14 protein-coding genes are annotated in these 13,181 nt (G+C 68.7%); 3 read left to right on the top strand and 11 right to left on the bottom strand.

All coding sequences use genetic code 11. The features are described 5' to 3' along the window. Positions 1 to 12: 12 nt before the first annotated feature. Positions 13 to 1,308 (bottom strand): alpha/beta fold hydrolase, encoded by a 1,296-nt coding sequence (locus tag ASE35_RS15350; RefSeq protein ID WP_057164397.1) that lies wholly within the window; start codon positions 1,306 to 1,308, stop codon positions 13 to 15. Between the two features lie 338 nt (positions 1,309 to 1,646). Here ASE35_RS15350 and ASE35_RS15345 point away from each other — a divergent pair, with 338 nt between their 5' ends. Together ASE35_RS15345 and ASE35_RS15340 are read left to right on the top strand one after the other, a co-directional pair. Continuing rightward, positions 1,647 to 2,153 (top strand): hypothetical protein, encoded by a 507-nt coding sequence (locus tag ASE35_RS15345; RefSeq protein ID WP_157489504.1) that lies wholly within the window; start codon positions 1,647 to 1,649, stop codon positions 2,151 to 2,153. A gap of 28 nt (positions 2,154 to 2,181) precedes the next feature. After that, positions 2,182 to 2,670, top strand: a complete 489-nt coding sequence (locus tag ASE35_RS15340; RefSeq protein ID WP_057164395.1) for an SRPBCC domain-containing protein — start codon at positions 2,182 to 2,184, stop codon at positions 2,668 to 2,670. Positions 2,671 to 2,700: 30 nt separating this feature from the next. Here ASE35_RS15340 and ASE35_RS15335 read toward each other — a convergent pair whose 3' ends face one another. From ASE35_RS15335 to rpmB, 3 genes are all read right to left on the bottom strand, one after another. Further along, positions 2,701 to 6,141, bottom strand: a complete 3,441-nt coding sequence (locus ASE35_RS15335; RefSeq protein WP_057164394.1) for a PAS domain-containing hybrid sensor histidine kinase/response regulator — start codon at positions 6,139 to 6,141, stop codon at positions 2,701 to 2,703. Positions 6,142 to 6,543: 402 nt separating this feature from the next. Beyond that, complete coding sequence (gene rpmG / locus ASE35_RS15330) at positions 6,544 to 6,708, bottom strand: 50S ribosomal protein L33 (protein ID WP_036168663.1); 165 nt, start codon at positions 6,706 to 6,708, stop codon at positions 6,544 to 6,546. Positions 6,709 to 6,719: 11 nt separating this feature from the next. Next, entirely contained in the window at positions 6,720 to 6,956 is a 237-nt protein-coding gene (rpmB, locus tag ASE35_RS15325; protein ID WP_056177711.1) for a 50S ribosomal protein L28, read from the bottom strand. 300 nt (positions 6,957 to 7,256) lie between these two features. Here rpmB and ASE35_RS15320 point away from each other — a divergent pair, with 300 nt between their 5' ends. Then, positions 7,257 to 7,652: a GFA family protein gene (locus tag ASE35_RS15320; protein ID WP_056177712.1), complete on the top strand. Its 396-nt coding sequence runs from the start codon at positions 7,257 to 7,259 to the stop codon at positions 7,650 to 7,652. A gap of 58 nt (positions 7,653 to 7,710) precedes the next feature. Here the strand turns inward: ASE35_RS15320 and ASE35_RS15315 are convergent, their stop codons facing one another. From ASE35_RS15315 to ASE35_RS15285, 7 genes are all read right to left on the bottom strand, one after another. After that, positions 7,711 to 8,046: a lipid-A-disaccharide synthase N-terminal domain-containing protein gene (locus ASE35_RS15315; protein ID WP_057164393.1), complete on the bottom strand. Its 336-nt coding sequence runs from the start codon at positions 8,044 to 8,046 to the stop codon at positions 7,711 to 7,713. A 5-nt stretch (positions 8,047 to 8,051) separates the two neighbouring features. Further along, entirely contained in the window at positions 8,052 to 8,798 is a 747-nt protein-coding gene (locus ASE35_RS15310) for a glycosyltransferase family 2 protein (protein ID WP_056177715.1), read from the bottom strand. 126 nt (positions 8,799 to 8,924) lie between these two features. Continuing rightward, complete coding sequence (locus ASE35_RS15305) at positions 8,925 to 9,890, bottom strand: NAD-dependent epimerase/dehydratase family protein (protein ID WP_057164392.1); 966 nt, start codon at positions 9,888 to 9,890, stop codon at positions 8,925 to 8,927. 206 nt (positions 9,891 to 10,096) lie between these two features. Beyond that, a complete protein-coding gene (locus tag ASE35_RS15300; protein WP_056177719.1) occupies positions 10,097 to 10,525 on the bottom strand; it encodes a hypothetical protein in 429 nt (142 codons plus the stop codon). Positions 10,526 to 10,607: 82 nt separating this feature from the next. Further along, positions 10,608 to 11,330: a suppressor of fused domain protein gene (locus ASE35_RS15295; RefSeq protein ID WP_056177722.1), complete on the bottom strand. Its 723-nt coding sequence runs from the start codon at positions 11,328 to 11,330 to the stop codon at positions 10,608 to 10,610. A gap of 56 nt (positions 11,331 to 11,386) precedes the next feature. Further along, the gene (locus ASE35_RS15290; RefSeq protein WP_056177723.1) at positions 11,387 to 12,286 is read right to left on the bottom strand and encodes a ParB/RepB/Spo0J family partition protein; all 900 of its coding nucleotides are present in this window, start codon (positions 12,284 to 12,286) and stop codon (positions 11,387 to 11,389) included. Beyond that, a complete protein-coding gene (locus ASE35_RS15285) occupies positions 12,283 to 13,098 on the bottom strand; it encodes an AAA family ATPase (RefSeq protein WP_056177725.1) in 816 nt (271 codons plus the stop codon). Before ASE35_RS15285 ends, ASE35_RS15290 begins: the two co-directional genes overlap by 4 nt. Positions 13,099 to 13,181 lie beyond the last annotated feature (83 nt).

The following is a 13,181-nucleotide window of genomic DNA, read 5'->3' as shown; positions in this document are numbered from 1 at the left end:
ACTCGATCGCGATCAAGCCTCGGCGTCGTCGATCGGCGCGAACCGCCGGTCCAGCCAATCGCTTATCGTCGCCAGTGCCAGCGGCGAAAAGGTCTCCTCGATGATCGGATACTCGTAGGCCTCGCCGCTGATGCAGGACTGGAACAGATGATTCAGTCCCGGCAGTTCCCGCAGGGTGCAGTCGCGATGTTGCGTGGCGCCGAGCGTCCGACCGATCGCCTCCAGATTGGTCCTTGCGGGGACCTGCACGTCGCGTTCCCCATTGAGCGCCAGCACCGGCGCCGAAATGCGCGCCAGCGTTCGCGCCGGGTCGAAGCGCAGCGCCGAGCGGAACCAGACTTGGTTGTAGCGCGCCAGCCAGTCGCCGGCGTTCGCCTGCGCGGTCGCGTCGGCGCCGTGCGCATGGGCGATGGCGACGATGCGCTCGGCGTCGATCGCCGCATCCGCCGGCATATCGGCGAGTTCGCGGAACAGCGCGCGAGCGAACGCGATATGACGCTCGACGACGTCGGTCGTCGCGCCGCTGCGTCGCAGGGCCTCGCCCTCACGTAGCGCCAGTACCTCGCCCATCGGCAGTCCTGGGCCGGCCATCGAAATCAGGAATGCCGTCTCCTCGCGCTCCGCCGCGAGCCATTGGCCGATCGCGCCGCCCATGCTGTGACCGATCAGGCCGACCGGCGCGGATCGCAGCTCCTGTCTTGCCAGCAGGAAGTCGAATGCAGCGGCCATGTCCTGCGCCTCGTCGGCCAGCGTGATCGCCGACCGCTCGCCGCCGGATTCGCCGACGCCGCGGTCGTCCAGCCGCAGCACGGCGTAGCCGCACCGGCTCAGATGGTCGGCCAGCACCCAGAAAGGTTTGTGGCCGAACACGGTTTCGTCGCGGTCCAACGCGCCGGATCCGTTGATCAGCAGCGCCGTCGCCCGCCGGGTGCCCGCGCGCGGCATCGTCAAGGTTCCGGCCAGCTGTATGCCGGCGCGGCGGTTGGCGACGCGGATCGCTTCGATGGCGTAGTCGAAAGGCGGTTGCGGCGTTTGCGGCCGCAGCGGCGGCGTCGGCGCCACGTCGCCCGCCTCCAAGCGCATCGGTCGGCGCTGGTCCTGAAACAGAAACTCGCCGTCGATACGGCTGCCATCCACGCTCAGTTGACCTCGGTACCGGCCTAGAGAGCGGCTATTGAAACTGAGCAGGCCCTGCAGGTACTGGGCTTCGGTAAAGACGAAACCGCCGCGTCCTTGTTGCGGAAAATCCGCGGTGATGGCGATACCGTCGCCCGACGATTCGATCAGCAGGCGCACCGCAAGCGGCATGCCCGACACGGTGACGGTGCCGCTCCAATAGCCCAGAGGTAGGGGGTGCGTGGAAGTGCGCTGTCGGTAGGCGCTGGATTCGGGCCTGTTCAAGGGGCATCGCTCTGGAAATCCGGACGCGCGATTCGCGTGCGGAAACTTTATCAATCGCATGAATTTGCGCGCGTTTCTTATCGACAGCCGTTCACCGAGGGTCGTAAAATGAATCGTATGGGGAGCGAGAAACGCGGGCGCGTTTCCAGCAAACGAAAGCCCAGGCGGCGCAAGCGCGATGCGGCTCTTGTACGATTGAAATACCGAAGTTCGGCCGGGCAGTCGCCATGCGTAACGGAGTCTGTGTGAGATCCCGCAAGCTATCGATGCTGTGCGCGCTGCTCGCCCTCTGCGCGAGCCCGTTGCTGCACGCGGGCGACGACGATTGCAGTTTCGACCAGGGCTACCAGGTCAAGCGGTTGGCCGAGAGGGCGGCGCGCCATCCCGGCGGTCGAGTGAGCGCTGACAGACACGAAGTGTCTTGGCGCATGGCCGATGGCGGCGTGCTGAGCGTGGAATACGCGGGTTGCGTCGATCTGGCGGCGAACGTCACGCTCCGCTATCCCTCCGATCGACGTCCCGACAACCGGATCGCCTTGCGCCGATTGTTCGCGGCGGTATCGACGTATTGGTCGCCTGCCGACGCCGAGCGCATGGTGGCCGCGTTCGCGAGCCATGCGTTCAGCGTCCGAGCCGACAACCGCGACCTGGTCGAGCTGGACCTCACGCGCGATGAGGGCTCGCAGTTCCCGCTGGGCTTGACCCTTTCGATCACGCCTACAGAGCTTGCGGTCACTTGGAGTGATGGTTGATGCACTCGTTCGCGATCCAGGCACGCACATGAGCGTCGCATCGGAACGCGACTACCCTCAGCTGGTCGAGAAATCCATCCTGATCCAGGCGCCGCAGGCCGTGGTCTGGGCTGCCCTGACCGAAGCGCATGCGCTCGAAGCCTGGATGTCGGACGAGGAGTTCGCGGTGCAGACTGACTGGACACCAGGCGGTCCGGTGGTCTTCCGCGGCCTGCTACACGGCCGCCTGCGTTTCGAAAATCGAGGTGTGGTCCAGGCCTTCGAGCCGCCGCGCCTGCTGCAATACACTCACTGGAGTTCGCTGTCGCGGCGGGTGTTTCCCGATCTGCTTGAGCGCCATGTCGTGCTGCGCTTCGCGCTGGCTCCCTCGGGCGGCGCCACGCGCGTGGACCTGACCTTGAGCAACCTGGGCAACTACGCCGTGTACGGGCACATCAACTACTACTGGGAAATCGCGTTGCCGGCATTGCGGCGTTACTGCGAAGCCACGGTCTGCACGCAGACGCAGCCACCCTGATGCGCGGATTCGATTCGCTGCGGCGCGCCCTCAAGTCGATACGGTCTGCCGCTGCGCGGCCAGGAACGCGCGCAGCGAAGCTGGCTTGATCGGCTTGGTGAGCACGTGGCAACCGCGTTCGCGCGCGGCCAGCTTGAGCGCATCGCTGCCGTCGCCGGTGAGCAGCGCCGCCGGCAGGGTACGTCCGGCGCGCGCGCGCAAGGCATCGACCACGCCCAGGCCGTCGAGCCGGTCGTGCAGGTGGAAGTCGACCAACGCGACATCGGGTTTCTGATCCATCAGGGCCAAGGCCTCGTCGACCGTGGCCGCGATCAGCGCGGTGGCCTGCCAGCGGCTGAGCAAGGTGCGCATGCCGTCCAGGATCTCCAGGTCGTTGTCGACGCACAGCACGCGCAGGCCGGACAGCGAGTCGGCGATGGCCGGCGCGGCGGCGATGCGCGCGCGCGCGGTGCGCCCGCAAGGCACGGCGATCGAGAACACGCTGCCGCGTCCCACGCGCGAGCGCACGCGCAGCGGATGGTCGAGGGTGCGCGCGATGCGTTGGCAGATCGACAGGCCCAGGCCCAGGCCGCGCTCGCCGCCGACGCCGGGCTGATCGAAGCGCCGGAACTCGTCGAAGATCTGCTCGAGGTGATGCTCGGGTATGCCGGGGCCGGTATCCCAGACCTGCAGTTCGACTTGGCCCTGGCGCGCGCGCGCGGCCATCAGCACGCCGCCCTCGCGGGTGTAACGGAAGGCGTTGGCGATGAAGTTCTGCAGCGCGCGCCGCAGCAGGCGGCGGTCGCTGCGCACCGGCATTTCCTCCAGCGGTACGCGCACGCGCAGCTGCAGGCCGCGGCCGGCCGCGCTGGGCGCGTATTGCGCGGCCAGTTCGCGCAACAGTTCGCCGGCGTCGAAGTCGGTGGGCTCCGGGCGCAACGCGCCGGCGTCCAGGCGCGAGATGTCGAGCAGGCCGTCTAGCAGATCCTCGGCCGCGCGCAGCGAGGCATCGACGCGTTCGGCCAGGCGGCTCTGCTCGTCGGCGTCGGTGGTTTCGCGCAGCGCGGTGGTGAACAGGCGCGCGGCGTTCAAGGGCTGCAGCACGTCGTGGCTGACCGCGGCCAGGAAGCGGGTCTTGGATTGCTGCGCGGCCTCGGCTTCCTGGGTGCGTTGTTCGACGCGCTGCTCCAGGTTCTCGTTGGCTTCGCGCAGGGCCTGCTCGGCGCGCTTGTAGTCGGTGACGTCGCTGTAGCTGGTGACGTAGCCGCCGCCCAGCAGCGGGCGGCCGACCATCTCGATCACCTGGCCGTTGGCGCGCACGCGCTCGAACACGTGCGAGGCGCCCGCGCGCAGGTGGGCGAGACGGCGCCGCACTTGCGCGTCGATGTCGCCGGCGCCCATCTCGCCGCGCTCGGCGTTCCAGCGGATCAGGTCGCTGACCGGGCGGCCGACGTAGAGCATGCCGTCGGGGTAGTCGAACAATTCCTGATAGCGGCGGTTCCAGGCCACCAGGCGCATGTCGCGGTCGACCACGCTCACGCCCTGGCTGATGTTCTCCAGCGTGGTCGACAGCACCTGGCGGTTGAAGCGCAGTTCCTGATTGGCCTCGTCGAGCAAGGCCACGACCTCGCCCAACTCCATGCCCGAACCGCGCAAGGCGCTGGTCAGAGTGAGGCGCGCGGAGGCGGCGCCGATCGCCGAGGCCAGCAGGCGTTCGGTGAATTGCGCCAGCGCGCGGTCGGCGGGTTGGTCGGGCAGCCAGGTGCGGCCCTGCGCCTGCGCGTATTCCTCGAACGCGCGCCGCGCGTGGCGCTCGCCGACGATGCGTTCGGCCAGGGTCAGCAGTTCGCCGCTGCGCACGCTGCCGGCCCAGCCGCCCGGGCCCAGCGCGGGGCGCTGCACGTAAGGATCCAGATAGGTCGCGGCCAGCAGTTGGTCCTGCAGGCGCGGACGCTGGCGCACCGAAACGAACAGGAAGAAGCCGATGTTGAACAGCAGCGACCAGAAGGTGCCGTGGGTGAGCGCGTCCCAGCCGGTGAGCCCGAACAACTGCTCCGGACGCAGCCAGGACACGCCCAGCGGGCCGTGTTCGATCCAGGCGGTGTCGAGCCAGCCCACGCGCGCGAGCGCAGGCAGCAGCAGGGTGTAGAGCCACAGCAGCGCGCCCGCGAGCAGGCCCGCGAACGCGCCGGCGCGACTGGCGCCGCGCCAGTACAGGCCGCCGATCAGCGCGGGCGCGAACTGCGCGACCGCCGCGAACGCGAGCAGGCCGTGCTGGGCCAGGCTGTCGGCGCCGATCGAGGCGCGATGGTAGGCGTAGGCCATCATCGCCAGCACCAGGATGGTCGCGCGCCGCACCCACAGCACTTGGCGGTCGATGCCCTGGGTTTCGCGCAGGGCGCCGCTGCGCAGCAGCAGCGGCACGACCAGGTCGTTGCTGACCATGGTGGCCAAGGCGACGCTGGCCACGATCACCATGCCGGTCGCGGCCGAGAAACCGCCGATGTAGACCATCAGCGCCAGGGTTTCCTGCTTCAGCGCCAGCGGCAGGGCCAGCACGTAGGTGTCCGGCGATACCGAAGTGCCGCCCAGCACGGCCTGACCGGTCAAGGTGATCGGCACCACCAGCAGACTGATCAGGGCGAGATAGCCGCCGAACAGCCAGCGCGCGGGGCGCAGGTCGTTCGGGTCCTGGCACTCCACCACGGCGACGTGGAACTGGCGCGGCAGGCACAGGATCGCGGCGAAGGCCAGCAAGGTCTGGGCGACGAAGCCCGGCGGCAGGCCGGGCGCGGTGACCACGCGCGCGGCCTGGCCCACGCGCGCGGCCAGGTTGCCGTCGCCGGGCAGGTGGGCGAGCGCGAACACGCCGATGGCGACGAAGGCGACCAGCTTGACCAGCGATTCCAGCGCCACCGCCAACACCATGCCGTGGTGGTGTTCGGTGGCGTCGATCTGGCGGGTGCCGAACAGGATCGCGAACACCGCCAGCATCAGCGCGACATAGAAGGCCGGGTCGGCGAGCAGGCTGGCGTCGGAGGGCACGCCGGCCAGCACTTCCACGCTCATCGCCACGGCCTTGAACTGCAGGGCGACGTAGGGCACCGCGGCGGTCAGCGCGACCGCCGCCACCAGCGCGGCCAGGCCGGGCGCGCGGCCGTAGCGCGAGGACAGGAAGTCGGCGATCGAGACGATACGGTGCTCGCCGGAGATCAGCACCAGGCGTTCGAGGATGCGCCAGCCGAAGGCCAGCATCAGCAGCGGGCCCAGATAGATCGGCAGGAAGCCCAGGCCGGTGCGCGCGGCGGTGCCGACCGCGCCGTAGAAGGTCCAGGACGAGCAGTACACCGCCAGCGCCAGCGAGTACACGGCCGGACGCAGCCAACGCAGCTTCGGGGTACGCGCGGTGCGCTGGTCGCCGTAGTAGGCGACCGCGAACAGCAGGCCGACGTAGCCGGCCGACACCAGCAGCAATATCCAGCCTGGGATCACCGCAGGGCCCCTCTGCGTTCGGACAGTCGAGTGTACGGCGGTGGGGGCGGGGCAGGCTGGGGGGCTACGAAAGTCGTAGGTGGGCGCGGCCCTCACCCCAACCCCTCTCCCGCGAGCGGGAGAGGGGCTAAAAAGAGGCGGCTCGTCGAAGGCTCGTTGCGGGGCGGTGGTACCGCTTTATGTCGTCATTCCCGCGAAAGCGGGCGCCGCTTTACTTCGGCGTAGCCGAACCTCCAGCGACTTCAGCGAGAGGTTCGCTGGCCTAAATGCTGCGAGGAACTCAAATCGCGGACAAAAAGAAACCCGCCTTGCGGGCGGGTTTCTCGGAGGCCTGGATCCCCGCCTGCGCGGGGATGACCTTCCGGCAAAGCCGTTCGCGCGCTGCGCGAACGGGCCGGAAGGTCACTTGATCTTGCCTTCCTTATAAATCACGTGCTTGCGAACGACGGGGTCGTACTTCTTGACCTCCATCTTGTTCGGGGTGTTCTTCTTGTTCTTGTCGGTCGTGTAGAAGTGACCGGTGTTGGCCGAAGAGATCAGACGGATCTTGTCGCGCTTGGAAGCCATGATTCAGGTCCTCAGATCTTTTCGCCGCGGGCGCGGAGATCGGCCAGAACGGCGTCGATGCCGTTCTTGTCGATGGTACGCATGGCGTTGGCGGAAACACGCAGCTTGACCCAACGGTTCTCACTGGCGACCCAGAAGCGGCGCTCGTGCAGGTTGGGGAGGAAGCGGCGGCGGGTTTTGTTCATGGCGTGCGAGACGTTGTTGCCGGTCGTCGTTCGCTTGCCCGTAACTTGGCATACGCGGGACATGTGCACCTCGAAAGGATTGGATGCTTCCCTTGGCCAGGGAGGCGGCGGCCCCGCCGTCGGCGCGGAAATCCGCGGACAGCGCGCGATACGGGTGGAAACCTCAGCCGATCGAGGCGGCCGGAATCGCGCTTCCGGAACCGCTCGGACCTGCCCCTAAGGGTGGGTCGGACACAGCGAGCCGCGCATTATGCCGGCAAATTCGAGCCCAGACAAGCACTTGGGCGCCGGGCAGGGGCGTCCGGGCCGGCCGTCGCGGTATCTTTGCGCCGTAGCCCCCTCCCAGACCGACCCGAGGCGCCCATGATCCGTCTAGCCACCTGTTCCTGCGGTCAGCTGCGCGTGGCCTGCGAGGGCGAGCCGGTGCGGATCTCGGTCTGCCACTGCCTGGAGTGCCAGCGCCGTACCGGCAGCGTGTTCGCGGTGCAGGCGCGCTACCCGCGCGAGCGGGTGCGGCGGCTGGAGGGCGAGTCCGGGCGTTTCGAGCGCACCGGCGACAGCGGCACCACGGCCCGCTTCCACTTCTGCCCCGCCTGCGGCTCGACCGTGTACTGGGAGCCGCAGTCGATGCCGGACTCGATCTCGGTCGCGGTGGGCGCCTTCGCCGATCCGGGGTTTCCGCCGCCGCGCCACTCGGTCTACGAGGTCCGCCGGCACGCCTGGGTCCGGATGCCGGACGAGATCGAGCACTACGACTGAGGGGCGCGCGATGGCGCGGTAAGCCGTAAGCCCCCCGCGCCGGCGGGGCTCGCCGAACTCAGTGCCCGGCGCGGTCGCGGTGCCAGCCGCGGTGCTTGATGTCCAGGTACAGGCTGTAGGCGGCGGTGAAGGCCGGGAACAGGTTCTGGATCACGCCCACCGAGTCCTGCTTCTGCGAGAACACGAAGTAGCTCAATGTCATCGCGCTGCCGACCAGGCTCATGTACCAGAACGCGCGCGGGATCACCGGCTTGCCGTGGCGCTTGCTGGCCACGAACTGCACCAGCCAGCGGCCGCCGAACATGAAGGCGCCGGTCAGGCCGATCAGCTTCCATGGCGACATGTGCAGGCCGGTCCAGGCCAGCCACTCGATCGGCGAATTCATGAAGTCCATATGGCTCAGACCTCTTCGGTGGCGGTGACCTTGCCGCGCTTGATCAACCAGGCGACGCCGCGCAGGTCGCTGATGCCGACCAACGCGCGGTTGAGATTGTTGTACTTGGACACACCGGTGGAGCGCGCGCGATGGTTTACCGGCACGCTCACCGTCTTCCAGCCCGCGCGCTGCATCAGCGCCGGCAGGTAGCGGTGCATGTGGTTGAAGTGCGGCAGATCGAGGAAGGCCTCGCGCTCGAACAGCTTGATGCCGCAGCCGGTGTCGGGGGTGTCGTCGCGCAGCATGCGGCTGCGGATCGCGTTGGCCCACTTCGAGGCCCAGCGCTTGCTGCCCGAGTCCTGGCGGTTCACCCGCCAGCCCGCGAACAGCTTGATATCGGGCGCCGATTCGGCGCGCTTGGCCAGCAGCTTGGGGATGTCGGCCGGGTCGTTCTGGCCGTCGCCGTCCAGGGTGGCGATCCAGCGCCCGCGCGCGGCCTTGACGCCGTTGCGGATCGCGGTGCTCTGGCCGCTCTGGGTGACGTGATGGACCACGCGCAGCTCGGGCACCTGCGCCTTCAGCGCGCGCAGCGCGTCCAGGGTGCCGTCGCGCGAACGGTCGTCGACGTAGACGATCTCGAAATCGCCGCCGTCCTCGGGCGCGCGGCCGCGCAGCGCGGCGGTGATCTCGTGGATCAGCGGGGCGACGTTGTCCTGCTCGTTGAACACGGGGACGACGACGGACAGGTGCGGCGTGTGGCTTGCGGTCATCTAACGGACTCGTCGCGGCTCACCGGAGCCGGGATTGGCGGTGCGAACCCCTCGCGCGGAGGGGTGGAAAGAGCGTACGGCGCCTGCGCGGGAGCGCAAGCGTCCTGGCGGGGCCGCCGCGAGGGTTCAGGCCCTGGCGCCGAAATAATCCCGGCACCAGGCGACCACCTGCGGCAGCCCGGTCTCGATCGAGGTGGTCGGCTCGAACCCGAACGCCGCCTTGGCGCGCGCAGTATCGGCCATCGTCTCGACCATGTCGCCCGGCTGCATCGGCTTGTAGACCTTTTCGGCCGCCTGGCCGGCCGCGGCCTCGATCACGCCGATGAAATGCTCCAGCTCGACCGGGGTGTGGTTGCCCAGGTTGAACACCCGGTGCGGCGGATCGTCCTGGGCCGGATGCGCGAGCGCGCCGAGCACGCCGGCGACGATGTCGTCGATCCAGGTGAAGTCGCGGCGCATGCGGCCGTGGTTGAAGACCTCGATCGGGCGCCCCGCCAGCACCGCGCGCGAGAACAGCAGCGGCGCCATGTCGGGGCGGCCCCAGGGGCCGTAGACGGTGAAGAAGCGCAGGCCGGTGGCGTGCAGGCCGTAGAGGTGGGCGTAGGTGTGCGCCATCAGCTCGTTGGCGGCCTTGGTGGCCGCGTACAGCGAACGCGGCCGGTCCACGCGCTGGTCTTCCGAGAACGGCGCCACCGCCGAATCGCCGTAGACCGAGGATGAGCTGGCGTAGACCAGATGCTGCACGCCGCGGTGGCGGCACAGCTCCAACAGGTTCACGAAGCCGACCAGGTTGCTGTCGACGTAGGCGTGCGGATGGGTGAGCGAGTAGCGCACGCCGGCCTGCGCGGCCAGGTGGATCACCTGGGTCGGCGCGACCTCGTCGAACAAGGCAGCCAGGCCGTCGCGGTCGCCCAGGTCGAGGACGCGGATGTCGACGTCCGCGCACAGCGCGGCGACGCGGTCGCGCTTGAGCTGCGGGTCGTAGTAGTCGTTGTAGTTGTCCAGCCCGACCACGGCCTGGCCGCGGGCGCGCAGGGCGCGGCAGACGTAGCTGCCGATGAAACCGGCGGCGCCGGTGACGAGGATGGTCATGGGGCGATGGTGACGGGTTCGGAGGCGGAAAGCATGCGCGGGCGGAGGTTACCGTTTCGACAGCGTCCGCGAACCCGTGTCGGAATCGCGTGCGCGCATCGGCGGCCGCACGCGTCCTGGACGCAGCGCGGGCGACAGCTTGGCCGCCCGCGCCTGAAGCGCAGCAGACTCCGCGCCTGCGCCGGAGTCCGCCGCGCCGCGCGCGATCACTTCACCGCGAGCTGCTTGGCCAGGCCGAAAGCCTCGTTGAGCTCGGCCTGGCTGGCCGCGTCGATCCAGACGTAGACCCGGACCTTGCTCTTGGGCTTGTCGCCCGGCAGCGCGACGATCGCCTCGCGCGAGAACGGACGCGTGGCGCTGGCCTTCTTGTACCAGACCACCTGCTGGGTGCCGACCGTGCCCTTCTCGGCGCGGTTGTTCTTTTCGGGCTTGAAGCTGCGCGTACCCAGGTACACGCCCAGGCCCTTGCCGGCGGCGACCGCCGAAGGCAGCTCCAGGTAGCACAGGGTGTAGTCGTCGCCCTGGCGCTGGGTCCAGGCCAGGTCGGCGTTGTTGAGGGTGGGGCAGTTCGCGCCGGCTTGGGCGAACGCCAGGGACGGGGCCAGCAGCAGGGCCGCGAGGGCTATCCGTTTCATATGCATCTCCTTCGGTGGGGTACGGTTGATTAAAGCGGTGGAACGTGGCGGCCGTGAAGCCCGAGCTTATCGCGCCTGCGCGTCAGAACAGACCGAAGCGCTTTTTGGCGACGTTGCGCCGGTTCGGGGCGATGAGGTCGTCGAGATCGGCGAACTTGTCCAGCAGGCCGTCGGTGCCCTTGCGCAGCTTGAGTTCGCGTTCCTCCGGGTACAGCGGCACCACGGCGAGAAAGTGGATCTCCTTGTCCTCGTCGATGCGCAGGCGGTGGAAGCCGTCTGGCACGGTGACCGAGGGCAGCAGGATCGCCGAATCCAGGCGCGTGTTGGCGGCGTAGGCTTCGGGCGGATCGCCGTTGGCGATGGAATGGCCCCAGCCCAGCCAGGTGCGCTGCTTGTGCGGAAAGCGCGCGAGCATCTTCAGCAGCCGCACCGGCCAGTACCAGCGTTCGTCCTGCATCGATTCCTGATCCAGCCGCCAGTCCGCCGGCAGGGTCGCGATCAGTTCCAGATGGCGCGGCGCGTCGGAGCCGGCGGGCACCGTCATCGCCAGATCGCTCATGCCGGAGGTCACCAGCCGGGTATAGGGGTAGGCGTCGTTGGCCGACAGGAAATGCACGTCGATGTGGACCAGGTCCGAGACCAGCTCGTGGAAGACGCTGCCGATCGGGCCCAGATGGGCTTCGATGTGATCGGAAATCCGCTCCAGGCAGATCTCGCCCTGGACCGGTTCCCACCCGGGCGCCTGATCGTAGTGGTAGATCGGGCTACCGCTGAGGCTGACCACCTCGGCCTTCTTGTCCGTCATCCCCGCCTCCCCCTGAGGCTGGTCCGCGCCGCGGCGCGTCCGTCATTGCGTATCCGTCATTCGACCTTGCCGCGCAGCTTTTCCAGCACGCCGTCCAGCGAGTCCAGGTCGCTGTAATGGATCACCAGGCGGCCCTTGCCGCCGCGGCCGTGCAGCACGTTGACCTGGGTGTTGAGCGATTCCGACAGCTCGCGCTCGAGCGTGGCGATGTCGGCCTGCGGCTTGGCCTTGGCCGGTTTGGGTTTGCCCGTGGTCGGGACCTTGCCGGCGGCCAGCTGCTGCACGCGGTGTTCGACGTCGCGCACCGACCAGCCCAGTTCGGCGGCCTGGCGCGCCAGCGCGATCGCGGCTTGCGGGGCCAGGGTCAGCAGGGCGCGCGCGTGGCCCATGTCCAGGGCTCGGGTCTCGACCAGCACCCGGATCTCGGCCGGCAGTTCCAGCAGGCGCAGCAGGTTGGACACCGCCACCCGCGAACGGCCCACCGCTTCGGCGGCCTGGGCGTGGGTGAGGTCGAATTCGTCGATCAGGCGCTGCAGCGCGTTGGCCTCTTCCAGCGGGTTGAGGTCCTCGCGCTGGATGTTCTCGATCAGCGCCATCGCGACCACGGTGCGGTCGTCGACTTCGCGGATCACCACCGGAATTTCGGTCAGCCCGGCCAGTTGGGTCGCGCGCCAGCGGCGTTCGCCGGCGATGATTTCGTAGCGCTTGCCGCCGATGTCGCGCACCACGATCGGCTGGATCACGCCCTGGGCCTTGATCGACTCGGCCAGCTCGGCCAGCTTGTCGTGGTCCCAGGTCTTGCGCGGCTGGTACTTGCCGGCGATCAGCGCGTCCACCGGCAGCTTGCGCATCACGTCGGATTCGGTGGCTTCCAGGATCGGCGCCTCGGCGGCCGCCTTCGGGCCGAGCAGGGCTTCCAGCCCGCGGCCGAGGCCGCGCTTCTTCGCCGCGCTCATGCCACGGTCTCCTTGTGGTCGCGTTGCGCCGTCTTGGCGGCCTGCTCGCGCTCGCGCTGGCGGCGCAGCACTTCGCCGGCCAGGCCCAGATAGGCGATGCCGCCGCGGCTGGCCTTGTCGTAGCCGACGATGCTCTGGCCGTGGCTGGGCGCCTCGGCCAGGCGCACGTTGCGCGGCACGATGGTGCGGAACACGCGGTCGCCGAAGTGGTTGGTCAGCTCGGCCGAGACCGCGTTGGCCAGGTTGTTGCGCACGTCGAACATGGTGCGCAGCACGCCTTCGATCTCCAGCTCCGGATTGAGCTTGGCCTTGAGCGCGTTGATGGTGTCGAGCAGGGCGCTGATGCCTTCCAGCGCGTAGTACTCGCACTGCATCGGCACGATGATCGAATCGGCCGCGGTCAGCGCGTTGAGCGTGAGCAGCGACAGCGCCGGCGGGCAGTCGATCAGGATGTAGTCGTAATTGGCGCGCAGCGGCGCCAGCGCGGTCTTCAGACGCTGCTCGCGCGCGTCCTCGCCCATCAGGCGGATTTCGGCCGCGGTCAGCTCGATGTTGGCCGGCAGCAGGTCGAAGTCTTCCGGCGCGCGCAGCAGGATCGAAGCGGCGTCGGCTTCGCCCAGCATCACATCGCAGATCGAGTCCTCGATCGTGCGCTTGTCGATGCCGCTGCCCATCGTGGCGTTGCCCTGCGGGTCCAGATCGACCAGCAGCACGCGCTTGGGCGTGCGCGCGAGCGCGGCGGCCAGGTTGACCGCGGTGGTGGTCTTGCCGACCCCGCCTTTCTGATTGGCGACGGCGATGATGCGGGCCATGCGGCTCGTCCCCTGGCTATACGGGCTGTGAAAAGTGGCCGCTCGGCGCCGGGCGCCGGTCGGACTGGGGATTATGCCCGGAC

The organism is Lysobacter sp. Root916 (assembly GCF_001429785.1).
Taxonomy (GTDB): domain Bacteria; phylum Pseudomonadota; class Gammaproteobacteria; order Xanthomonadales; family Xanthomonadaceae; genus Lysobacter.
Note: the sequence above shows the minus strand (reverse complement) of the source record. Positions and strands in the feature narration are given on the sequence as shown.